We start from the raw sequence: 21,862 nt of genomic DNA on the forward strand, positions 1-21,862 counted from the left end.
GAGTGGCAAAGCCGATCACCGGGCCGCTCCGACCTGCCGGGTGCGACCGGATATCCGCTGCTACTCCACATGGGAAAAGTCAGCTGCGGCGCCGCCGTTGCCACGCCCGCCCAGGCGTGAGCGCGGCGGAGGCCGTGTTCACGCCTGGACTGATGGCCTACTTCTTGGCGGCCGCTTTCTTGGCGGGCTTCTTGTCCGCGGATTTGGCCGCAGGCTTCTTGGCGGCCGGCTTCTTCTTGGCCGTCTTGCCCTTGCTAGGCATGGCAGCCCGGGCATCGATCAATTCCGCTGCCTCTTCCAACGTCAGCTGGTCGGGGGCGATCGTCTTGGGCAGCGTGGCGTTGGTTTCGCCATCGGTGACATACGGGCCGTAGCGGCCCTCCATCAACTTGATCTCGGCCTCCGAGCGCGGATGCTTTCCAAGCACCTTTAGCGGCTCGCGCGTTCCGCGTTGCGGACGCCCCGCCCCACTCGCTGCCTCCGCTAGCTTCACCACCGCGGCGTTCATGCCGGTTTCAAACACGTCTATCGTGCCGGCGAGCCGGGCATATTTGCCGTCATGCTGCAGATAGGGGCCATAGCGGCCGATCGACGCCACGATGTCCTTGCCCGTTTCAGGATGCTGACCGATGATGCGCGGCAGGCTCAGGAGCTTGAGCGCCATTTCCAGATCGAGTTCGCCGATGTCCTTCGGAATGGAAGCTCGCTTGGCGTCCTTGCCTTCGCCAAGCTGAATATACGGACCAAAGCGTCCGGACTTCCGCTCGACCGGCAGCCCTGTCTCAGGATCCTGGCCGAGCTGCTCTGGTCCCGTGCTCTCTGCGGCTTCTCCACCCGCTTGCGCGAAGCGGCGGGTGTATTTGCATTCCGGGTAGTTCGAGCAGGCGATGAAGGCGCCAAAGCGACCGCCCCGCAGGGCAAGCTTGCCCGTCGCGCAGCTCGGGCACAGCCGCGGGTCGGTGCCATCCGCCTTGTCGGGGAAAAGGTAGGGCGCGAGGAACGCGTCGAGCTGTTCCGTCACCTCGCTCGGCTTGAAGTCCATAACCTCAGCGGTGCGCGGCTTGAAGTCGCGCCAGAATGCCTCAAGCACGGCCTGCCATTGGGCGCGTCCGCCCGACACGTCGTCAAGCTCCTCCTCGAGCTCGGCGGTGTAGTCATAGGCGACATAGCGTTCGAAGAAGCGTTCCAGGAACGCCGTCACCAACCGCCCGCTCTCCTCGGCGAAGAAGCGGTTCTTCTCCACCCGCACATAGGCGCGGTCCTTCAGCGTCTTGATGATCGAGGCATAGGTGGAGGGACGGCCGATCCCGAGTTCCTCCATCCGCTTGACCAGCGAGGCCTCCGAGAAGCGTGGCGGCGGCTGGGTGAAATGCTGCTCGGCCTCGACCGACTGTTTTGCCGGAGCGTCGCCTTCCCGAAGCTTGGGCAAACGCCGCGCATCCTCGTCGGCGGTGTCGTCCTGACCTTCCTCGTAGAGCGCAAGATAGCCGGGGAAGAGCACCACCTGTCCAGTCGCGCGCAGCAGGTTGCGGCCCGTGCCGTCCGCCAGATCAACGGTCGTTCGCTCCATGCGGGCGGAGGCCATCTGGCTCGCCAACGCGCGCTTCCAGACCAGTTCGTACAGCCTGGCGTGATCGCCGGACCCCACACGATCGCGCGAGAAGTCGGTCGGCCGGATGGCCTCGTGCGCCTCCTGGGCGTTCTTGGCCTTGGTTTGATATTGCCGCGGCTTGTCGGGCACGTAGCTCGCGTCATACCGATTAGCGATCGCGCCCCGCGCTGCATCGATGGCGCTGCCGTCCATCTGCACGCCGTCGGTACGCATATAGGTGATCGCGCCGTCTTCGTAGAGCTGCTGGGCAATCCGCATCGTGTGATCGGCCGAGAAACCAAGCTTGCGTGCCGCTTCCTGCTGCAGCGTGGAGGTAGTGAAGGGCGGCGGGGGATTGCGCGTGGCGGGCTTGGTCTCCACCCGTTCAACCGAGAAAAGCCCGGCTTCGACCGCCGCCTTGGCCTTGAGCGCATCGCCCTCGTTTCCAATCGACAACCGGTCGAGCTTCTTGCCCTCCCATTGCACCAGCCGGGCGGTGAAGGACGTGCCGTCCTGTTCCAGACCAGCCGTGACGGACCAATATTCCTGCGCGCGGAACGCTTCGATCTCGCGCTCTCGGTCAACAATCAGCCGAAGCGCCACGGATTGCACGCGGCCAGCCGACTTCGCGCCCGGCAGCTTGCGCCATAGCACCGGCGAGAGCGTGAAGCCGACGAGATAATCGAGCGCGCGGCGCGCGCGATAAGCGTCGATCAGATCGGTATCGAGCTCGCGGGGGTTGGCCATCGCCTGGGTCACCGCCGGCTTCGTGATGGCATTGAACGTTACGCGATCAACCTTCTTCGGCAACGCCTTGCGCTTCGCCAACACTTCCTGGACGTGCCAGCTGATCGCTTCGCCTTCCCGATCAGGGTCGGTTGCCAGAATCAGGCGGTCAGCCCCCTTTGCCGCGTCGGCGATCGCCTTCAGTTGCTTGGCCTTGTCGGCGTAATTTTCCCATTCCATCGTAAAGCCGGCATCGGGATCCACCGACCCGTCCTTGGCCGGCAGATCGCGAACGTGGCCGTAGCTTGCAAGGACGCGAAAATCCGAGCCCAGGTACTTTTCGATGGTCTTCGCCTTGGCGGGCGATTCGACGATGACGAGTTGCATTGGCGCCTAACTAGGAAGTCTCACACGTACGCGCGAGGGTGGGGATCATCGCGAGGCGCCGTCAAGCCACGGCGCATCGTCGATAGAGCGAACAGTGTCGTTCAGTGGTGGCGTAAGGACAAGAGCGTCGTGCGCGTCCAGCGAAGCCGATACGGCTGTATCGATTGTCGCACCCGCAGCGGGCGTTCACCTGTGATCGCAGCCGCGCTATCTCGCGGCGACTGCTTTCCCGCTCGCGAGCGTTCGGGAGCAGATTGAGCTGTGATCCCGTCGTATGTCTTAGCCGCTGCGCTCCTCCGGGCGGAACGACGCTAAACCGTCGCCAGCGTCGATGCTGGCGACGTTGCACGCCATGCGAGCAGGAATCCCAAACCAAGGATCAGATCGATACATCCGAACAGCAGAACCGGCGGGGGCACCTTGCCGGCCAGAAACAGGGCCACCGCGGGAACACCGAAGGCCAGCTTTTCCGCCACGGAGGGCAGCATCAGGGTGCGATAACGGGACGGATCCGCACCGATGACCCAGAAGACGAGCTGAAACGCCGCCGCCGTGCCGATGAATCCGTAACCGACCAACTCTGCGCCGGTCGGTTGCGGAAGCAGATACTGCGGCAGCAGCACGATGAGGCCGAACACGGCCGCGCCACGGAACCACCACGACACCCAGCGCGGCGCGGCCATGCCGGTGGCCCTCATGCTGCCTTGACCGCCCGTTCCGGCGTGAACTCCACCTCGAGCCGGCGGACGGCATGCACGAAATTGTTCGGGGCAATGTCCATGTCGCCCGTCCAGCGAATGTCCGGGAAGCGCGCGAAGATCTGACGATAGGCTTCCTCAAGCTGCAACTGCGCTGTCATGCGACCGATGCAAATATGCGGACCATGGCCAAAGGCGATGTTTCGTTCCGCATTGGCCCGAGCGATGTCGAACCGGTCGGGATCGGCGAACATGCGGGGATCGCGGTTGGCGGCTCCATAATACATGATTACCTTCTCGCCTTCGGCAATGCGCTGCCCCTCCAGCTCGGTATCGACCGTAGCGGTGCGACGCATGTAGATGACGGGAGAAACCATGCGTGTGATTTCGTGCACGGCGTTGGTGAGCAAGCTGCCGTCGGCTTGCAGCTTCTGCTTCTCGCCGGGGTTCTCGGTGAAAAGCTTCATTGCGCCCGAGATCGAATTGCGGGTGGTGTCGTTCCCCGCGAACACGATCAGCAGCCATGCCCCGTCCAGATAGGGATCGGGCAGTGGATCGCCCTCCACCACGGCATTGGCAATGGCGCTCATCAGATCCGCCTGCGGTTCAGCGCGGCGCTTCGCCAGCATGTACCGGCCATATTCGAACATCTCTCCGACGTTCTTGTTGAACAGCTCGATAAAGGCCGAAATCTGCGGATTAAGTTGACCGCCGCCGGCCATCTGTTCGGCCTGCTCGGTGGCGATTTGCTGGGCCATTTCAAGGAAGTGGATCCAGCCGATGAACTTCTCGCGATCGGCCTCCGGCACACCCAGCATTTCACACAGCGTGAAGATCGGCAGCCGCTGCGAAAACTTTTCAACAAGGTCGCATTTGCCGAGCGGCGCCATGGTGTCGAGCAGCCGCGTCACCTCCGCTGACACACGATCGCGCAGCCCCTTGATATAGGTGGCGGTGAAATAGGGCATGTGTTCGCGCCTGAGCTCACGATGCGGGCGAGCGTCGAGGTTGATCATCGAATTGGTGGAGGCCGAGAACAGGATCGGATGCCGCGTTTCCTGCGGCCCAAGCGCCATCAGGATGCCGCCCTTTTCGCTGCTGAAGGTCTGCGGGTCACCGTTAACGCGCTTTACGCCTTCGAAGCTGGTCACGGCCCAAAAGCCGACGCCATCGCGAGGCATCGGGTGCCACATCACCGGCGCTTCGGAACGCATCCGCGCGTAATCGGCCCACGGCTGCCCGGAAGTGAAGCGACGAATGTCGGTCAGGTCCACGCCCGCAAGGGTGGGATACGCCTGTTCGAACGTCGGCCCCGGACGGCCTTCAATGATGTGATCGCTGACGAGATGCATGTGCTGCTCCGATTTCAGGCAAGATCTGGCGTGAAGCGGATGTTGCCGCGCGCCATGCCCTGCGAGACGACTTCCAATCCGCCGGACTTCACCATCCATTCCAGGCGGTGATCGCGGTATTCCCGCTTGAAAAGCCCTTGTTCCAAAAGCTTGGCGACGTCGCCCATCCCGCCGGAAGAGGCAGTCGTGGCAGCTTCGGCAACGGTTTCGCGCACCGAAGGGCGTTCATTCGCACGTGCCAGCCACGCAGCGAGGCGGGAACCGGGCTCAGGTGCGATGCCATGGCCCACAGATCCATTCACATAGGGCACCACCGACAGGTCCCCCCAGCCGAACGTATCGCCGTTAAACCACTCCCGGTCGCCGAGTTCGCGTTCCAGCCAGCCGAAATATCCCCGCACTTGCTGGCTCGCACGAGTGGTCAACGTGTCGGCCAGCGGGCCTTCGGCGCGGCGGAACCAGCGCAATTCAGACAGGCCCCAGTTCACCGCCTCGAGATGGGTGTCCACCACTTCCTCGATCATCCGCACGCGGGCGCGATCAGCAGGGGCGGTGGGCAGCAGCGCCGGCTGCGGCCACGCATCCTCGATATATTCGAGGATGATGGTGGAATCGAAGATGCCGACGCCGTCGTGGATCAGCGCGGGGACTTCAGCGCGGGGGTTGGCGGCCACGAAATCGCCGGCCGCGCCGCCGACACCGATCCCGCCGGGCACGGCCGTGTCGAACCCGACGCCCTTTTCACGCAGCGCGATCTTCACCTTCTGCGCATAAGGCGACAGCGGGTGATCCCATAACGTGACGGCCATGCGGCTGCCCTCTCCATAACTTTTGTTCTGGGTGTGACGCTATGCGTAGGCGCGGGCAAATTCCAGTGCGAATTGGTGGTGTGTCGGCCTTCCAATCTGCAAGCTCGGCCCATCGTGGGACTGACATGGCGAAAGTCGGCCTGATACCCGCCGCCGCGTCCGCATTAACCGTCGCTAAGCGGATGGCGCCCCGTCCAGGTAAGGACGGGCTGGGAAGTTGCGGAACTGGGCTGTTGGCCGAGCCGGGCTGCGTGGGGACGGATCGCTACCGAGGCGGCAAAGCACGTCGAGGCGGATGGACTCCAAACGCTCGAGCTACCGTCGCTTTTGTCAGGCTATTCGCGGGCAATCCGCGCTCGGGGCAGTGCTGCGCGAGCCGCGGTTTGTTGAGAAGGCCCAGCCGATGCGGCCATGCCTCATGCTTGGGCGGGCGTGCCCCGCGGTCGAGATGCGGCTGAAGCGGCCAGCAGGGAGATTTATGCGGCGAGGCTATGAGCGGGGCGGCCGGCGGCGGCGGAAGCTGGCGCTGGCGATCCAGATGCCAAGCCCCAGGAGCGCCAGCGGGGTGAGCCAGAGCGGGATGGTGACGGCGCTCATCGGTGGATCATAAGTGACGTAATCGCCGTAGCGCGCGATCAGCCAGTCGCGAACCTCGTCCGCACTTTCGCCAGCGGCGATCCGCTGCCGCACCAAGCTGCGCATGTCGCCGGCCATGTCGGCATCGCTGTCGACGATCGCCTGCCCCTGACACACCAGACAGCGCAGCGTCGCCATCAATGCGGTCGCCTCCGCCTCCTTGGCGGGATCGGGGAGTTGGACATTGGCATAGGGCGCGGGCGCACGGCTCTGCGCAACAGCCGGTGTGGCCAGGGCCAGCACGAGCACGGCTGCGGCGAATGCTCCGACGATCCGCCGCAGGAGCAGCGCGGCGCGGCCACGGGAACGGAGAAGGATGCCGCGCGCCGTCTTCACCGCGCGTTCCGCCATGCTTCTGCCAGCGCCGCGACATCCTCGTCACGAATATCGCCGACATGTTGCTTCACGATGATCCCGCGGCCATCGATCACGAAGGTCTCAGGCACGCCGGATGAGCCTAGCGAGAGCTGAACGCGGCTGTCGCGATCGTCACCGATGCGCGCGTACGGATCGCCATAGCGCTTCAGAAATTGAGCGATCGCCGGCTCGCTGTCGCGGATTGCAACCGCGTCGATCGGGATGCCCATCGCCTTCAGCTTCATCAGCTGCGGCGCCTCTGCGATACAGGGGACGCACCAGCTGGCGAATATGTTGAGCAGGCGGGGCTGGCCGACCTTCAGATCGGCCGCGGAAAGGCCTGGTCGGCCAGACAGGATCGGCGGCAGTGTGAAGTCCGGAACGGCTTTCCCGACCATCGCGGAATATACCGTCCGATCGCTCGGCTTTCGCAACTCGCGCACGGCAAACACCACCACCAGCGCGAACAGGACGAGGGGAAGCCAAAGCAGCCAGCGCCTCATGCGCCCCACGCCTCCCGATAAGCCGCTGCTTCCGCCGCATCGTGCGCCCGGCGCTTCTGCCGACGATCCCGCAACCAGTGGCCGAGGATCGAAAGCGCGCCGCCCACGGCGATCAGCAGCCCGCCAAACCAGATGAGGGTCACCCAAGGCTTCCACCACAAGCGGATCTGCCAGCGGCCTTGGCCATCAGGCTGGCCCAGCACGGTATAAAGCTGTCCATCCAGTGCGGTGAGGATGGCGCTTTCACTGGTCGTGGTCGGCGGGTTGGAAAAGAACCGCGACTGCGGCGTCAGCAGCGCGCTCGCTGCCTCGCCGCGCTGCACCTCGAGGCGGGCCTCAAGAGCCGACCAATTATCCCCGATGACCGGACGGATGCCGCGGAGCGTGACGCGGTACGGGCCAACGCTGGCTGCCTCGCCAATGCCCTTCGCTACCAGCGTTTCCTTGGTGAAGGCGGTCGAGGCAGCCATGCCGGCAAGGCTGATGGCGATGCCCAGATGCGCAAGCACCATGCCGTAAACAAACATCGGCGTGCGCAGGAGATTGCGCCCGAACAGCGGCACGATGCTGGCGACGGCCAAGCCCGCAGCGAGCGCCAGCCCGAACATCGGCAGCAGCCCGAACCAGCCGGCGAGCACGACGAGGGAAACGGCGCTGACACCGGTGACCGCGATCGGCCAGGTCATCCGCTTCACCAGCGCCGCGGCACTATCGCGTCGCCAGCGGAGCAAGGGCCCGGCGGCCATGATGACGACGAGAACCAGCGCGATCGGGCCCGCGGCCTTTTCGAAAAAGGGCGGTCCAACCGACAATTGCGTACCCATAGCGGCGGCGACGATCGGGTAGAAGGTCCCGATCAGGACGATGCCCAGGATCACGGAGAGCAGCAGATTGTTGGCGACCAGGCTGCCCTCGCGGCTGACCAGTTCGAACGTATTTCCTGCCCGCACCAGGCCGATCCGCGTAGCGAAGAGCGTCAGCGCGCCGCCGATGTAAATGGCCAGCAGGATCAGGATGAAGGTGCCCCGCTCCGGATCGACGGCGAAGGCGTGAACGCTCGTCAGGATGCCCGAGCGAACCAGGAAAGTCCCCAGCATCGACATGGAGAATGCGACCACCGCCAGCATCACCGTCCAGGCCCGCAGGCCGTCGCGGGTCGCGAGCACGCTGACTGAGTGGAGCAGGGCGGTTGCCGCGAGCCACGGCATGAGCGACGCATTCTCGACCGGATCCCAGAACCACCAGCCGCCCCAGCCAAGCTCATAATAGGCCCAGTAGCTGCCGGCGGTGATGCCGATCGTCAGGAACACCCAAGCGGCGAGCACCCAAGGGCGCATGGCACGCGCGAAGGCTGGCCCGACGTCACGTGTGAGAAGCGCGCCGACCGCGAAGGAGAAGGCAACCGACAGGCCGACATAGCCGGCGTAGAGGGTCGGCGGGTGGAAGGCGAGGCCGGGATCCTGAAGGAGCGGATTGAGCCCCTGACCGTCCAGCGGCGGGTTCGCGAGCCGCGCAAAGGGGTTCGAGGCGAAGAGCAGGAAAGCGTAGAAACCAAGCGCAATGGCGGCCTGCGCCCCGAGGGTGGCGGTAAGGGTGCGTTCGGCGACGCGACGTTCCAGCCAGGCGACGGCGGCGCCAGCGACACCAAGGATCGTCACCCACAGCAGCATGGATCCTTCGTGATTGCCCCATGCGCCAGCGAATTTGTAAAGCCAGGGCTTTGCAGAATGGCTGTTCGCGACGACCAACGCGACCGACATGTCCGACAGCAGAAACACTCGGATCAACATGGCCATCGCCAGCACGGCCAGCAGGCCCTGCACGATGGCGACCGGCCGGACGGCGGCGCTCAACAGGTCGTCGCGACGCCGCACCGCGAGTGCCGCCAGCGCCAGCTGCATCGCGGCCAGCGCCGCGGCCAGCCAGAGCGCGACGAGGCCTGCTTCGGCGGTCATGCGTGTGCTCCGCAGGGCCGCAGGCCATGGCCCGCTACGCTGGCCGCGCCAAGGGCGGCGTGCCGGTTGCCAGCCGGCATGGCCAGTTCCTCAGTCACGGATACTCAGCGCTCATAAGCCTTCGGCAGCGCCCCCTCAGTCGGGACCAGATAACGATCGCGCAGTTGCGACTGACGCGAGCGCATTGGCTGGGCGACGCCATCAACCCACACCGCGGTGGGCGACGAGGAGATTTCGAGCGGATCGCCATCCCAGAGCACGACATCGGCACGGCGGCCGGCGCGCAGCGAGCCGAGCTCACCGTCCATGCCGAGCGCGGCGGCCGGGCCGGACGTGATCGCGGCCAGCGCCTCGCCCCAGTTGAGGCCGGTGTGGCCGGGTACGCGAGTGATCGCGACGAGGTTGCCGGCGTACTGACGCAGATTATGCTCGCCGCCGTTGTTGCCGGTCGAGGCAAGCGCAACCTGGACGCCCGCGGCGCGCATGCGGCCGACGTTCGATTCGGTTGCGCCGAGCGACTCGAATTGCGCCGGCAGATCCGCGAGCGCGGCGGCGATCACCGGGACGCGAGCGGCAGCTATCTCGCGTGCCACCATCCAGCCTTCGCTCACGCCGGTCAGTACCAGCTTCAGCTTGGGATAGTCACGCGGCAGCGCGAGCACCGTCAAGATATCGCTTGCGCGCTCCACATGGACGACGAGCGGGGTCTCGCCGTCGAGCACGCGCAGTAGCGCTTCGGCATCACCGCGCTTCACCAACGAGTCCTTTTCCCGACCGCCGAAAGCGGAAGGGTTGCGGCGGAAGTCCTGCGCCTGCGCCAGGGCATCGCGCAGCATGGCATAAGCCGCCGGGCGGCTGCCACCGGCGAGACGCCCGCCGGTCTCCCCCAGCTCAACGAACTGGAAGGCGCGCGCGCGGGTAACCGGCTGTGGATCGTTGCCGAGATCGATGACGGCGCCCTGGCCGGCGAAGATCGATCCGGCAGCCTCCGGTGCGACAAACGCGCGGGTGACGCCGCCGAGACGCTCATTGGCGACCTTCACCTCCGCCGGATTGATGGCGACGGATACGTCAATCGCGGCGTTGAAAGGCGCGGAGCGCGCGCCGGCGTCATTGCTCTCGGACACGCCGCCAGCGTCGGCGATCCCCAGATCGCTGAAGCCCGCGACGAAGCCGGGTGCTACCCACTTGCCGCTGCCGTCGATCACTTCGGCGCCAGCAGGGACGGCAACGCTCTTGCCCGCGGAGACGATGCGGCCGTTCTGGAAGACGACCGTGCCGTTCTCAATGGGAGCGGAGCCGTCGCCGATGGCGATCGTCGCATTGGTGATGGCAACCGTCTGGGCCGCAACCGGGCTCGCCAGCATCGTGGCGAGGAGGAGAAAAGCGCGCTTCACTTGACGTCTCCCGAGCCGGGCTGGCCAAGTTCGAAGTCGCTCACCGGACGGCGCTTGGGATCATTGGCATCATAAAGGAGCGCCCCGTCGATCCAGACCTTATCGGGGCGGGTGTAGACGCTGAAGGGATTGCCGTTCCACAGCACGACGTCAGCCATCTTGCCGGGGACGAGGCTGCCGGTCTTGTCGGCAATGCCCATCGCCTTCGCAGGGTTAAGCGACAGCCACTTCCACGCAACTTCCGGTGCGATATCGATGCCACCGCGGCGACCGGAGGCGAGCACCTTGGCGACTTCCTGGTTCAACCGCTGGATGCCGTTCTCGTCATCCGAGTGGATCATCGCGCAGGTGCCGGCCTTTTCGAGGATGGCGAGGTTTTCGCCAATGCCGTCGTAGCTTTCCATCTTGAAGCCGTACCAATCGGCCCAGACGGCGGCGCAGGTGCCGTTCGCCTTCAGTACGTCAGCGATCTTGTACGCTTCGACGGCGTGGTGGAAGGCGGTGACCTTGTAGCCGAACTCCTTCGCCATATCCTCGACGATCGCCATTTCGTCGGCGCGGTAGCAGTGGTTCTGGATCAGGATCTCGCCCGCCAGCACACCGCGCAGCGTATCCATGGCGATGTCGCGATCGGGCATGTCGCCGCCGTCGGCGTCATACTTGTCCCACTTGCGGCGATAGCTCTGTGCCTTCGCCCAGGTGGCGCGGTCGACCGCGATATTGCCCATGCGCGTGGAGGGCTGGCGCCCCTTGGAGCCATAGACGCGCTTCGGATTCTCGCCGCACGCCATCTTCAGGCCATAAGGCGCGCCGGGGAACTTCATCCCCTGCATGGTCCGTGAATAGACGTTCTTCAGCGTGACCGAGCGGCCGCCCATGAGGTTCGCCGAGCCCGGCAGGATCTGCAGCGTGGTGACGCCGCCGTTCGCGAGCGCGCGGCTGAAGCCGGGATCCTGCGGCCAGACACTGTGTTCGGCCCAGACATCCGCGGTGATCGGGCCGGTCGCTTCATTGCCGTCGCTGTGCGCCTGGACGCTGGGCGTCGGGTAATCGCCGAGGTGGCTGTGGATATCGATGACGCCCGGCGTGACCCACTTGCCGGTGCCGTCGATCACCTGCGCGTCCGCCGGGGCATCCACGCTCGCGCCCACGGCGACGATCTTGCCGTCCGCGAACAGCACTTGGCCATTGTCGATCCGGCCGCCTTCGCCATCGAAGATCGTGACGTTGCGCACCACCGTCGGGACGCCCGGATAAGCGCGGTACGTCGACGGGTACGGATCGCGCGAATAAGGCTTGGGCGGCGCCTTGGACGATGCCGTCTTGGGGCGGGCATCGCCCTGCGAACAGGCGACCAGCGACAGCGCGGCGAGGCCGGCTGCCAGCACGCGCCCGGCGGTGGAGGTACGGAGGATCATGGGCGCCGTGATTGGACGGACGCGCGGCGGAAGACAAGCGCTTAGCCGCTGCTCCAGCGCAATCCGTCGCAATCACGCGCGCTGATTCATGCCGCGCTGTCGAGCGTCTCCACGACGAGGCGATCATTGGTGTAGACGCACACTTCCGCGGCAATCCCCATCGCCTTGCGGCAGATCGTTTCGGCATCCTGCTCGTAATCGACCAGCGCACGGGCGGCGGCGAGCGCGTAATTGCCGCCCGAGCCGATCGCGGCGATCCCCGCCTCAGGCTCCAGCACGTCGCCATTGCCGGTGAGGATCAGCGTCACCTCCTTGTCGGCGACGATCATCATCGCCTCCAGGTTGCGCAGGTACTTGTCGGTCCGCCAGTCCTTGGCGAGTTCCACGGCGGCGCGCATCAGATGGCCCTGGTGGCGTTCGAGCTTTGCCTCGAGCCGTTCGAACAGGGTGAAGGCGTCGGCGGTCGCGCCCGCAAAGCCGCCGATCACCTTTCCTTCGGGGCCGAGCGTGCGGACCTTGCGCGCGTTCGGTTTCATCACCGTCTGGCCCATCGATACTTGGCCGTCGCCCGCGACGACCACTTTTCCGCCACGCCGCACCGACAGGATGGTGGTGCCGTGCCAGACGGGCATGCTGCTTTGTTCACTCATGGCGCGCGATGTAGGGTGGATGACCATCGCGGAACAGACCCCCGGAAAGCGCCAGCGCGACGATCCCCGGGGGCAAACTTCTCGAACCTTGCGCACAGACGCAATGCTGCACGGATATGAAGTTCAGCGGCCTTTCGCCTTTCCCCATTCGCGCGCCACGGTGTAGCCGAGGTAGCCGGTGGCGAAGAGGGCGTAGAGCGGCTCCGGGATCCCGGCGAGATAGGCGTTCATGCCGCCGGCAATCACCCGCGCGGTCGCCGGGCTGACCGCGGCGATGATCCCCATCGGGATCGACCAGAGCAGCAGCACGTACATGACGTAGAGGAAGCTCGGCCGCGCCCGGCTGGTCCAGGGATCGGGCGACTCCGCCTCGGCCAGCACGGCGGCCATTTGCGTCCTGATCCGATCGAGCTCCTGCGAGCCTTCGAGCCGCAGCAGTTCGAGCTTTGCCGCCTCGCGCGCCTTGGGATCGGGGATGATCTTGTCGATCAGCCCGGCGACCGGGCCGATGATCGTGTCGAGCAATGCCATGTGCCCTTCTCCTTCAGGCGAGGCGGTTGGCGAGCCAGCCGTAGAGGAATGCTTCGTTCGCGGGACGACGCTCGGCGAGCGAGACGTAGCGTTCGCCCTGCAGCGCCTCGAGCGCCTTGAGCAGCACGGTTTCCCCGGCTGCCCCACGGATTGCGAGGAAGCCGTCGAGCGCGCCCAGCGTCTGCGGGCCGATGCGGCCGTCGAGCAGCACGTCAGGATAATCACGCGCGCCGCGATTGAGCGCGTTCAGCGCGCGCTGAAGGAAGCCGATCGCGACCGCCGGCCCCATATTGACGCCCGTGTCGAACAGTTCGGCGGCAATCAGCGGCGCGCGCTCTGCGACATCGTCAAGCCGCGGGCGCTGCCAGTAGATGCGGCGATAGATGGCGGCGGCAGCCTCACGCGCGAAATGCCGCATGTCGCCGGCATAGCCGTTCGCCCGCGCCACCGCCTCCGTAATCCCCCAACGAGTCGCGCCGCCGCGATCCGCCGGGTGATGGATGTAGCCGCCCTCGCGGTCGATGACGGCGTGGATGAGATCGTTGATCATGGCCCTCTCCTGCATGTGAACAGAAAGGGAACATACATCGGGTGCCGGCGTGTAGGACAGCGACGATGGTGGCGACAGCCGCAGCGCCGCTCCGGAGGATCGAGGGGATACAGGAAGGCGGCAGCTGACGGGTCGCGACCCGCCAGAAACTGGATTCAGGATGACGTGCCGAGTCGGATGCAGTCCTGCTCAGCTCAGGCGGTGGTATTCCTTGAACCAGTCCACGAATTTGGGGATGCCGACCTCGATCGGGGTAGTGGGAGCGAAGCCGTGGTCGCGGCTGATTGCGGTGATGTCCGCATAGGTGGCGGGGACGTCGCCGGGCTGCATCGGCTCCAGGCTGCGCACCGCCTTGATGCCGATGGCGTCCTCGAGCACGTCAATCATGCGCAGCAGCTGTTCGGGCTTGTTGTTGCCGATGTTGTAGACCCGATGCGGCGGGTTGCTGCCGTCATCGGCGGGTGGGCTGTCGGTGACCGCGATCACGCCCGAGACGATGTCGTCGATGAAGGTAAAGTCGCGGCTCATGTCGCCATTGTTGAACACGCGGATCGGCTTGCCCTTCAGGATTGCGTCGGTGAACAGCCACAGCGCCATGTCCGGCCGGCCCCACGGGCCATAGACGGTGAAGAACCTGAGGCCGGTCAACGGCAGGCGGTAGAGATGGGCATAGACATTGCCCATCAGCTCATCGGCCTTCTTCGTCGCCGCGTAGAGCGAGATCGGCCCATCCACCCGATCCTCCTCGGCGAACGGCAGCTTCGTATTGCCGCCATAAACGGAGCTCGACGAGGCGTAGCTCATCGACACCAGGCCATCGAGCGCGCGCGCATATTCAAGCATGTTGACCTGGCCGACCAGGTTCGACTGCACATAGGCATGCGGGTTCGTCAGCGAGTAACGGACCCCCGCCTGCGCGGCGAGATGGATGATGTGCGTGATGCGGTGCGGCGCCAGCGCGGCGGTGAGCGCGGCATTATCGGCGATATCCACCTCGGCAAAGGTGAAGCCGGGGCGTTCCGCCAGACGCGCGAGGCGATCACGCTTCAGCTGGACAGGGTAATAATCGTTGCAATTGTCGATGCCGACGACCTGCTCGCCACGGTCGAGCAGCCGGTGCGCAACTGCCGCGCCGATGAAGCCGGCCGCGCCGGTGACGAGATAGGCCAATGGTGTCGCTCCCCTTCTGCCGCCCCGCTTATGGCAGGAGCATTACGGCGACGTCGTGACAAGGGAGGATTGGCGAGCGGAGCATCGGAAGTACCAACGGCGCGGATTGCCGCGAAAAGTTGGTCTGGCGTCGCCGCGTACTGAGGAATGGGCCCGATGCCGGTGAAAGCATCGGGCCAGTTGGTTCAGGCGGCCTCGGCCAGCTCGGCCGGCAGGCGGATGAGGTAATCAAACGCCGACAAGGACGCCTTCGACCCTTCGCCCATCGCGATCACGATCTGCTTGTAGGGCACGGTCGTGCAATCGCCGGCCGCGAAGATGCCGGGGCGCGAGGTTTCGCCGCGGTGATCGATCTCGATCTCGCCGCGGTTCGACAGCGCCACCGCGTCCTTCAGCCATTCGGTGTTGGGGACGAGGCCGATCTGGACGAAGATACCCTCCAGCTCGATCTCGTGCAGCGTGTCGTGATTGCGATCCTTGTAGGTGAGCGAGGTCACCTTGCTGCCGTCGCCCTTCACTTCCGTGGTCAGTGCCGAGGTGATGACCTTGACGTTGGGCAGGCTGGCGAGCTTGCGCTGCAGCACCGCGTCGGCGCGCAATTCGCGGTCGAACTCGATCAGCGTGACGTGCGCGACGATGCCGGCAAGGTCGATCGCCGCCTCGACACCTGAGTTGCCGCCGCCGATCACCGCGACCCGCTTGCCCTTGAACAGCGGGCCATCGCAGTGCGGGCAGTAGGTCACGCCCTTGTTGCGATACTGGTCCTCGCCCGGCACGTTCATCTGGCGCCACCGCGCGCCGGTCGACAGGATCACCGTGCGCGCCTTGAGGGTAGCGCCGCTTTCCAGCGTCACTTCGTGGAGGCCGCCCTCCTGCTTGGCAGGGACGAGCTTCGCCGCCTTCTGCAGGTTCATCACGTCGACGTCATAGTCGCCGACATGCTGCTCCAGCTGCGCGACGAGCTTCGGCCCCTCGGTGTGGCTGACCGATATGAAATTCTCGATCGACATGGTGTCGAGCACCTGACCGCCGAACCGCTCGGTGGCGATGCCGGTGCGGATGCCCTTGCGCGCGGCATAGATCGCCGCCGACGCGCCGGCCGGGCCACCGCCGACGACGAGCACTTCGAACGGCTCCTTGGCCGAGATCTTCTCCGCGGTGCGGGCAACCGCGCCGGTATCGAGCTTGGCGAGGATCTGCTCCACGTCCATGCGGCCCTGCGCGAACGGCTGGCCGTTGAGGAAGATTGCCGGGACCGACATGATCTGCCGCGCCTCGACCTCGTCCTGGAACGCGCCGCCCTCGATCGCGACGTGGCGGATGCGCGGGTTGAGCACGCTCATCAGGTTCAGCGCCTGCACGACGTCCGGGCAGTTCTGGCAGGTGAGCGAGAAATAGCTTTCGAACTGATAATCGCCGTCGAGCGCCTGGACCTGCGCAATCACTTCCTGGGACAGCTTCGACGGGTGGCCGCCGACCTGGAGCAGGGCGAGGACGAGCGAGGTGAATTCATGCCCCATCGGGACGCCGGCGAAGCGCACGGCGACGTCGGTGCCCACACGGCGGATCAGGAACGAGGGGCGACGCTGATCGTCGTCGGCACGCACGACGCTGACCTGATCGGAGAGCGCCGCGATTTCGTCCAGCAGCTCCAGCATCTCGCGTGACTTGGCGCGATCGTCGGCGGAGGCGACCAGCTCGATCGGCTGGCGGATATTGGCGAGATAGCCCTTGAGCTGGGTCTTCAGATTATTGTCGAGCATCTAGCCCTCCTGGGAATTGCTGGCTGCCTTCACGTCAGCGGTGCGGCCCCGCGCAAGGGGGGAGGGGACGCGGGGGGAGTGGCGCCGCACCGCTGGCGTGAGGGCAGGTATTGTTGATGTAGCGGGATTATCGTTCCCTCACCTCGTCACCCCGAGGCTCGCCCGGGGTCCACGGTGCCGCTTACCGGGCGCCTGAAACGCCTGCAGCTTCGTGGATGCCGGGGCCAGCCCGGCATGACGGTGTGGGATGGACGGGGCTTGGTACGCGGCCCCGTCCCTGGTCCGAGCGGTAAGGCTCAGATCTTGCCGACGAGGTCGAGCGACGGGGCGAGCGTGGTTTCACCCTCTTCCCACTTCGCCGGGCAAACCTCGCCCGGGTGCGCCGCAATGTACTGCGCCGCCTTGATCTTGCGCAGCAGCTCAACCGCATTGCGGCCGACGCCCTCGCTGGTGACTTCCATCAGCTGGATCACGCCATCGGGATCAACGACGAAGGTGCCGCGATCGGCCAGGCCCTGGCCCGCGCGCAGGATGTCGAAGTTGTTCGAGATGGTGTGGTTCTGGTCGCCCAGCATGTAGAAGTTGATCTTGCCGATCGCGGGCGAGGTGTCGTGCCACGCCTTGTGGCTGAAGTGCGTGTCGGTCGACACCGAGTAGATCTCAACGCCCATCTTCTGGAACGTCTCGTAGTGATCGGCGAGGTCCTCAAGCTCGGTCGGGCACACGAAGGTGAAGTCGGCCGGATAGAAGAAGAACACCGCCCACTTGCCGCGCGTGTCCGCGTCGGTGACGGTGACGAACTTGCCTTCCTTATAGGCCTGGGTCTCGAACGGCTTGATGGTCGTGCCGATAAGCGACATGCGTAACTCCTTGCGTAAGTGCGAGGCGTAGATAGTGCGCCGCAGCAAACGATTGAACCGTTTATAATCGCTCGCGGTGATCGAATTTATCGATCATATCGCCGGCGAGCGGTCGGGCTTCAGTCGACAGAGCAGCGCAGGCTGAAGCGGAAAACGCACGCACTCGATCTTGGTTGCCCGGACGACGCCCTGCTTTGCTGCACTGCGACGGATCTATATAGGTCCGAAACGGGTGTAATCCCTGCGGTGCGTGCCGCGACGCTCAGCAGTCAAATGCGGGATTGTCTCACGTCATCTGGACGTCAGTTTGCATGACGAGGCGAGCGGCCACGCGCACTTCGGAAGGTGGCGGCGCACTCCTGATCTTGCCTGAGCAGCCACCCGTAGGCGGTGCTCAGTACATGTGTTGGCCGCCGTTGATGGAAAGCGTCGAGCCGGTCACGAAGCCGCCCTCCTCGGAGCAGAGGAACGCCACGCCGCGGGCAATTTCGTGGGCCTGGCCCAAGCGGCCGACAGGGATGCGCGCGACGATCTTGTCGAGCACGTCTTCAGGCACCGCCGCCACCATGTCTGTATCGATATAGCCGGGCGCGATCGCGTTCACGGTCACGCCCGACCGCGCGCCTTCCTGCGCCAGCGCCTTGGTGAAGCCGTGGATGCCGCTCTTCGCGGCGGCATAGTTCACCTGGCCATATTGCCCGGCCTGGCCGTTGATCGAGCCAATGTTGACGATGCGGCCCCAGCCGCGCTCGCGCATGCCGGGAAATACCGCCTTGGCCATGTTGAAGCAGCCGCCAAGGTTCGTGTCGATGACCTCCTTCCACATTTCATAGGTCATCTTCAGGATCGTGCCGTCGCGGGTGATGCCGGCGTTGTTGACGAGAACGTCGATCGGCCCGAGCTCCTTGGCCACGCGGGCAGCGCCGGCCTGGCACGCGTCATGGTCGCTGACGTCCCATTTGTAGGTCCGGATACCGGTTCGTTCCGTAAAGGCTGCCGCGCGATCGTCATTGCCGGCGTAATTGGCCGCGACCGTCAGGCCCATGTCCTCCAGGGCGAGGCTGATCGCTTCACCGATGCCGCGCGTGCCGCCGGTGACGACCGCTACCCGTTTCATGCTCCGTTCTCCCTCGCTCAGGCGAGAAGAGGCTATTGAAGCGATACCCAGCCTTCAAGCTCCCGGGCGATCAGGCCACGTAACAAATCAATGCCGACCGCACTGTCATTCAGGCACGGCAGATACGCAAAGTGAGTGCCGCCAGCCTCCATGAAGCTCTCGCGCCCACGGATCGCCAGTTCCTCCAGCGTCTCGAGACAGTCGGCAGAAAAGCCGGGTGCAACGATCGCGACCTTGCGGATGCCCTTGGCCGGCAATTCCTCCAGCACCACGTCGGTCGCGGGCTCCAGCCATTTGGCGCGGCCAAATCGCGACTGGAACGTCAGGATTACCTCACGGCCAAGCGCTTCCTGCACAAGCCGGGCCGTCTTGTGGCATTGGCAATAATAGGGATCGCCAAGCCGCAGCGTGCGCTCTGGCATGCCGTGGAAGCTGGTCAGCAGCGCATCGGGCGTGAAGTCGAGCGCGGCCAGGCTTTCCTCGATCGAGCGCTTGAGCGCGCCGATATAGGCGGGATCGTCGTGATACGGCGGCAAGGTTCGCACGGCCGGTTGCCAGCGCATGGCGGCGAGCTGGGCAAACGCCTTGTCATTCGCCGTGGCGGTCGTGGCGCCGGAATATTGCGGATAGAGCGGCGCCAGCAGGATCCGTTCGCAACCCGCATCCTTCAGCGCCTGCACCCGATCGCCAATCGCGGGACGGCCATAGCGCATGGCGTAATCGACGACGACGTCCGGCCCGAATGCCCCTTCGAGCGCCTTGGCTTGCGCGCGCGTGATCGCGGCGAGCGGCGAGCCGTCCTCGCGCCAGACCTGCTGATAAGCGTGGGCCGATTTCTTCGGCCGTGTCGTCAGCACTGCACCGCGCAGGATCGGCTGCCACAGCAATTTGGGCAGTTCCACCACGCGGGGATCGGAGAGGAACTCCGCGAGATAGCGACGTACCGCGGGCGCATCCGGCGCATCGGGTGTGCCGAGATTGATCAGCAGCACGCCGACGCGGCGGGGAGGGATCGGCGGGTGATCGGCTGGCTTGTTCATGGAAGTCCAAACGGAAGGTGGCGCGGCCGGTTGCCGGTGGCGGAGGCAAGCGCGTTGGCGATGGCGGGTGCCACGGCGGGAACGCCCAGATCACTGACGCCGCCAGGGTCCGCCGCGCTGGGGATCAGTTCAACGGTGATTTCAGGTGTGTCGGAAAGGCGCGGCAGCTGCAAGTCGCCCAAGGTGCGGGCGTCGGTAAGACCGGCCGTAAAGGCTGGCGCTCGCCCGGCGACAAGCGCGATGGCGAAGACGATGCCGCCCTCCACCTGCTGGCGGACGATGTCGGGGTTGATCGCCCGGCCGCAATCGACGGCGGCGACGATACGGCTGACGCTGGGACGCCCCGCCGCGTCATATTGCGCCTCCGCCAGAACGGCGATCATGCTGCCAGCCATAGCGTGACAGGCAAGCCCTTGTCCGCTGCCCGCGCGCCCGCCGTCCCAGCCACCCAGCGAGGCGGCGGTGGTAAGGCAGCGCGCCAGACGCGGGTCATGCCCGAGCATGCCGATGCGGAACGACATGGGCTCGGCACCGGCGCGATGGGCCAGTTCATCGATGAAACATTCGGTGAAAAAGGCGTTCGCTCGGTCCGCGCCGCCGCGCAGGTGCCCCACGGGGAGGGCGATGTCGGCGCGATGATGGTCAATGGCCATGGCGGGCAGGCGATAGGGCGGCAAGGCGCCCGACATGGCGTAAGCGTCTGCTCGGCGCGGCAATGCCGTGGCCACCCGGGTGAGCGGATCAGCGCTCAGCAGCCGCTGCGCCAGTGCTGCACCGGTAGCGGGAGTCGCGATCTGGGCCTGCCATCCCAGGATGCGACCATCGGCCGAAAGGCGCGCGGCCATGCGTGCCTTGGCCGGCGCGCCGAAGCGATCATGGAGGATCGCCTCCCGCCGCGACCAGGTGAGCTGGACCGGCCGCCGCACGGTGAGCGCAATGACAGCGGCCTGCGCCACGGCATCATGGTCCAGCGCCTGACCGAACGAGCCGCCGATCAGCATCGGATGAACGGTGACGGCGCTTTCCGGCAAACCGACGGCCCTCGCCGCAGCGGCGCGGGCCAGGCCCGGCGCCTGAGTAGGGATCCACAGCTCCAGCCGGTCGGCATGCCACCAGGCAGTGGCGGTGGGCGTCTCCAGTGCGGCATGGGCGCCGATGCCGATCGAATATTCGGCGCGGGCAACGTCGCCGCGCAGCACCTCTGCGATGTCCCCGACGGCGGCAAGCCGGTCGCCCTCAGCGGCGAAGGCATTGTCGAGAGCCCGGGTAACGGCCGCGCTGTCGGCAAGTCGCCCGCGGGTTTCGAAGCGCGGGCGCAGCGCCGCCACGCCCTGGATCGCAGCCCAACTGTTATTGGCGATGGCGGCGACCCAGCGGTCGTTCTCGATGACCGCCATGACGCCGCTCACGCGATCCGCTGCCGCCTTTTCGACCTGAACCAACCGGCTTTCCCCGCCGGCAGGCCCTTGCGCAATGCTGGCAAAGACCATGTCGGGCAGCCGCACATCAGCGGTGAAGTTCGCCGATCCGTCAACCTTCGCCGGCGCATCGAGGCGCGGCACGGACTGGCCGGTCAGTCGCCCCTCGTCACCGATGCGCAGCGGCAATTCCGCCGGAAGATCATACCCGGCCGCCTCTGCCGCGAGTTCGCCGAAGCGCAGGCGGCGACCGGCGTTGACCACCATTCCCTCGCTGGTCTCGCACTGTTCCCAGTCGACGTCCCAGCGCGCAGCCGCTGCCTTCGCCAACAGCACGCGGGCTGCGGCGCCGGCGTCACGTAGCGCCGCCTCGAACATGCGGACGGACGTGGAGCCGCCGGTCAGCAGCAGCGCCGAGCGGACCCAATGTTCGCGCTGGATGGGCTCCGGAACATGGGTGAGACCACCGCCGAACAACATGGTTGCCGCGAGCGGATTGGCGTAGATCGGGTTCGGCAGCGCGGCCTCGACGCCGATGGTCCGCCAGTCTGCGCCGAGTTCGTCAGCGAGGATCTGCGGCAGGGTGGTGTACACGCCCTGGCCATGTTCGGCTTGCGGCACGGCAATGGTGATCCGGCCGCTTTCCGCGATTTTCAACCAGGCGCCGAGCGCGGTTTCACCCTTTTGCGGGGCAAGATCGACGGCATAGCGGCGCGGCCACGCAGCCCAGGCCACAGCGAGGCCGATACCGGCCCCGCCGGTGACCAGCAGAGAGCGTCGCGAAATCATCGGCACCGCTTAGCGCCGACCGATCGCCGCGTCATGAGGGACTGCGCGCAGTGTCGTTAACTGCGTGATTATGCTTGAATAATGGCGACAACCCTGATTGCTGCCGGAACGGATGTGATGTTCAAGCGTACGAATAGACGCGAAC

General features: G+C 65.7%; 18 protein-coding genes. All 18 read right to left on the reverse strand.

Translation table 11 applies throughout. The annotated features are described in order from the left end of the window. Positions 1 to 157 precede the first annotated feature (157 nt). Complete coding sequence (gene topA / locus LQ954_RS14405; protein WP_231023733.1) at positions 158 to 2,704, reverse strand: type I DNA topoisomerase; 2,547 nt, start codon at positions 2,702 to 2,704, stop codon at positions 158 to 160. 311 nt (positions 2,705 to 3,015) lie between these two features. Beyond that, on the reverse strand, positions 3,016 to 3,387 hold the full coding sequence (locus LQ954_RS14410) for a hypothetical protein (RefSeq protein WP_231023734.1): 372 nt from the start codon (positions 3,385 to 3,387) through the stop codon (positions 3,016 to 3,018). 11 nt (positions 3,388 to 3,398) lie between these two features. Further along, positions 3,399 to 4,754, reverse strand: a complete 1,356-nt coding sequence (locus LQ954_RS14415; protein WP_231023735.1) for a cytochrome P450 — start codon at positions 4,752 to 4,754, stop codon at positions 3,399 to 3,401. Between the two features lie 14 nt (positions 4,755 to 4,768). Continuing rightward, positions 4,769 to 5,563 carry a glutathione S-transferase family protein gene (locus LQ954_RS14420; RefSeq protein WP_231023736.1) on the reverse strand — a complete coding sequence of 265 codons (795 nt, stop codon included), beginning with the start codon at positions 5,561 to 5,563 and terminating at the stop codon, positions 4,769 to 4,771. Positions 5,564 to 6,052: 489 nt separating this feature from the next. Continuing rightward, positions 6,053 to 6,550: a cytochrome c-type biogenesis protein gene (locus LQ954_RS14425; RefSeq protein ID WP_330999985.1), complete on the reverse strand. Its 498-nt coding sequence runs from the start codon at positions 6,548 to 6,550 to the stop codon at positions 6,053 to 6,055. Beyond that, positions 6,532 to 7,059: a DsbE family thiol:disulfide interchange protein gene (locus LQ954_RS14430; RefSeq protein ID WP_231023737.1), complete on the reverse strand. Its 528-nt coding sequence runs from the start codon at positions 7,057 to 7,059 to the stop codon at positions 6,532 to 6,534. Before LQ954_RS14430 ends, LQ954_RS14425 begins: the two co-directional genes overlap by 19 nt. After that, positions 7,056 to 9,014 (reverse strand): heme lyase CcmF/NrfE family subunit, encoded by a 1,959-nt coding sequence (locus LQ954_RS14435; RefSeq protein ID WP_231023739.1) that lies wholly within the window; start codon positions 9,012 to 9,014, stop codon positions 7,056 to 7,058. Before LQ954_RS14435 ends, LQ954_RS14430 begins: the two co-directional genes overlap by 4 nt. A gap of 104 nt (positions 9,015 to 9,118) precedes the next feature. Next, positions 9,119 to 10,411: an amidohydrolase family protein gene (locus LQ954_RS14440; protein ID WP_231023740.1), complete on the reverse strand. Its 1,293-nt coding sequence runs from the start codon at positions 10,409 to 10,411 to the stop codon at positions 9,119 to 9,121. Beyond that, the gene (locus tag LQ954_RS14445) at positions 10,408 to 11,829 is read right to left on the reverse strand and encodes an amidohydrolase (protein WP_231023741.1); all 1,422 of its coding nucleotides are present in this window, start codon (positions 11,827 to 11,829) and stop codon (positions 10,408 to 10,410) included. The genes LQ954_RS14440 and LQ954_RS14445 overlap by 4 nt, the downstream gene beginning before the upstream one ends. 86 nt (positions 11,830 to 11,915) lie before the next feature. Then, on the reverse strand, positions 11,916 to 12,461 hold the full coding sequence (gene hslV / locus LQ954_RS14450; RefSeq protein WP_231023818.1) for an ATP-dependent protease subunit HslV: 546 nt from the start codon (positions 12,459 to 12,461) through the stop codon (positions 11,916 to 11,918). Between the two features lie 141 nt (positions 12,462 to 12,602). Next, positions 12,603 to 13,010 (reverse strand): holin family protein, encoded by a 408-nt coding sequence (locus tag LQ954_RS14455; RefSeq protein WP_231023742.1) that lies wholly within the window; start codon positions 13,008 to 13,010, stop codon positions 12,603 to 12,605. Positions 13,011 to 13,023: 13 nt separating this feature from the next. After that, positions 13,024 to 13,560: a glycoside hydrolase family 108 protein gene (locus tag LQ954_RS14460; RefSeq protein ID WP_231023744.1), complete on the reverse strand. Its 537-nt coding sequence runs from the start codon at positions 13,558 to 13,560 to the stop codon at positions 13,024 to 13,026. Between the two features lie 189 nt (positions 13,561 to 13,749). After that, entirely contained in the window at positions 13,750 to 14,730 is a 981-nt protein-coding gene (locus LQ954_RS14465; protein WP_231023746.1) for an NAD-dependent epimerase/dehydratase family protein, read from the reverse strand. Between the two features lie 185 nt (positions 14,731 to 14,915). Next, positions 14,916 to 16,493: an alkyl hydroperoxide reductase subunit F gene (gene ahpF, locus LQ954_RS14470; protein ID WP_231023748.1), complete on the reverse strand. Its 1,578-nt coding sequence runs from the start codon at positions 16,491 to 16,493 to the stop codon at positions 14,916 to 14,918. A 296-nt stretch (positions 16,494 to 16,789) separates the two neighbouring features. Further along, a complete protein-coding gene (ahpC, locus tag LQ954_RS14475) occupies positions 16,790 to 17,353 on the reverse strand; it encodes an alkyl hydroperoxide reductase subunit C (protein ID WP_227772163.1) in 564 nt (187 codons plus the stop codon). A gap of 394 nt (positions 17,354 to 17,747) precedes the next feature. Further along, positions 17,748 to 18,470, reverse strand: a complete 723-nt coding sequence (gene phbB / locus LQ954_RS14480; RefSeq protein WP_231023751.1) for an acetoacetyl-CoA reductase — start codon at positions 18,468 to 18,470, stop codon at positions 17,748 to 17,750. A gap of 32 nt (positions 18,471 to 18,502) precedes the next feature. Next, complete coding sequence (hemH, locus tag LQ954_RS14485) at positions 18,503 to 19,510, reverse strand: ferrochelatase (protein ID WP_231023753.1); 1,008 nt, start codon at positions 19,508 to 19,510, stop codon at positions 18,503 to 18,505. After that, entirely contained in the window at positions 19,507 to 21,717 is a 2,211-nt protein-coding gene (locus LQ954_RS14490) for a xanthine dehydrogenase family protein molybdopterin-binding subunit (RefSeq protein WP_231023755.1), read from the reverse strand. Before LQ954_RS14490 ends, hemH begins: the two co-directional genes overlap by 4 nt. Between the last annotated feature and the right edge of the window lie 145 nt (positions 21,718 to 21,862).

Origin of the sequence: Sphingomonas sp. IC-11 (genome assembly GCF_021043365.1) — a bacterium.
Taxonomy (GTDB): domain Bacteria; phylum Pseudomonadota; class Alphaproteobacteria; order Sphingomonadales; family Sphingomonadaceae; genus Sphingomonas.

Coding starts and splice junctions, on each gene's coding strand:
- topA (WP_231023733.1), bottom strand. CDS start 2,704: ATGCAACTCGTCATCGTCGAATCGCCCGCCAAGGCGAAGACCATCGAA.
- LQ954_RS14410 (WP_231023734.1), bottom strand. CDS start 3,387: ATGGCCGCGCCGCGCTGGGTGTCGTGGTGGTTCCGTGGCGCGGCCGTG.
- LQ954_RS14415 (WP_231023735.1), bottom strand. CDS start 4,754: ATGCATCTCGTCAGCGATCACATCATTGAAGGCCGTCCGGGGCCGACG.
- LQ954_RS14420 (WP_231023736.1), bottom strand. CDS start 5,563: ATGGCCGTCACGTTATGGGATCACCCGCTGTCGCCTTATGCGCAGAAG.
- LQ954_RS14425 (WP_330999985.1), bottom strand. CDS start 6,550: ATGGCGGAACGCGCGGTGAAGACGGCGCGCGGCATCCTTCTCCGTTCC.
- LQ954_RS14430 (WP_231023737.1), bottom strand. CDS start 7,059: ATGAGGCGCTGGCTGCTTTGGCTTCCCCTCGTCCTGTTCGCGCTGGTG.
- LQ954_RS14435 (WP_231023739.1), bottom strand. CDS start 9,014: ATGACCGCCGAAGCAGGCCTCGTCGCGCTCTGGCTGGCCGCGGCGCTG.
- LQ954_RS14445 (WP_231023741.1), bottom strand. CDS start 11,829: ATGATCCTCCGTACCTCCACCGCCGGGCGCGTGCTGGCAGCCGGCCTC.
- hslV (WP_231023818.1), bottom strand. CDS start 12,461: ATGCCCGTCTGGCACGGCACCACCATCCTGTCGGTGCGGCGTGGCGGA.
- LQ954_RS14455 (WP_231023742.1), bottom strand. CDS start 13,010: ATGGCATTGCTCGACACGATCATCGGCCCGGTCGCCGGGCTGATCGAC.
- LQ954_RS14460 (WP_231023744.1), bottom strand. CDS start 13,560: ATGATCAACGATCTCATCCACGCCGTCATCGACCGCGAGGGCGGCTAC.
- ahpF (WP_231023748.1), bottom strand. CDS start 16,493: ATGCTCGACAATAATCTGAAGACCCAGCTCAAGGGCTATCTCGCCAAT.
- ahpC (WP_227772163.1), bottom strand. CDS start 17,353: ATGTCGCTTATCGGCACGACCATCAAGCCGTTCGAGACCCAGGCCTAT.
- phbB (WP_231023751.1), bottom strand. CDS start 18,470: ATGAAACGGGTAGCGGTCGTCACCGGCGGCACGCGCGGCATCGGTGAA.
- hemH (WP_231023753.1), bottom strand. CDS start 19,510: ATGAACAAGCCAGCCGATCACCCGCCGATCCCTCCCCGCCGCGTCGGC.
- LQ954_RS14490 (WP_231023755.1), bottom strand. CDS start 21,717: ATGATTTCGCGACGCTCTCTGCTGGTCACCGGCGGGGCCGGTATCGGC.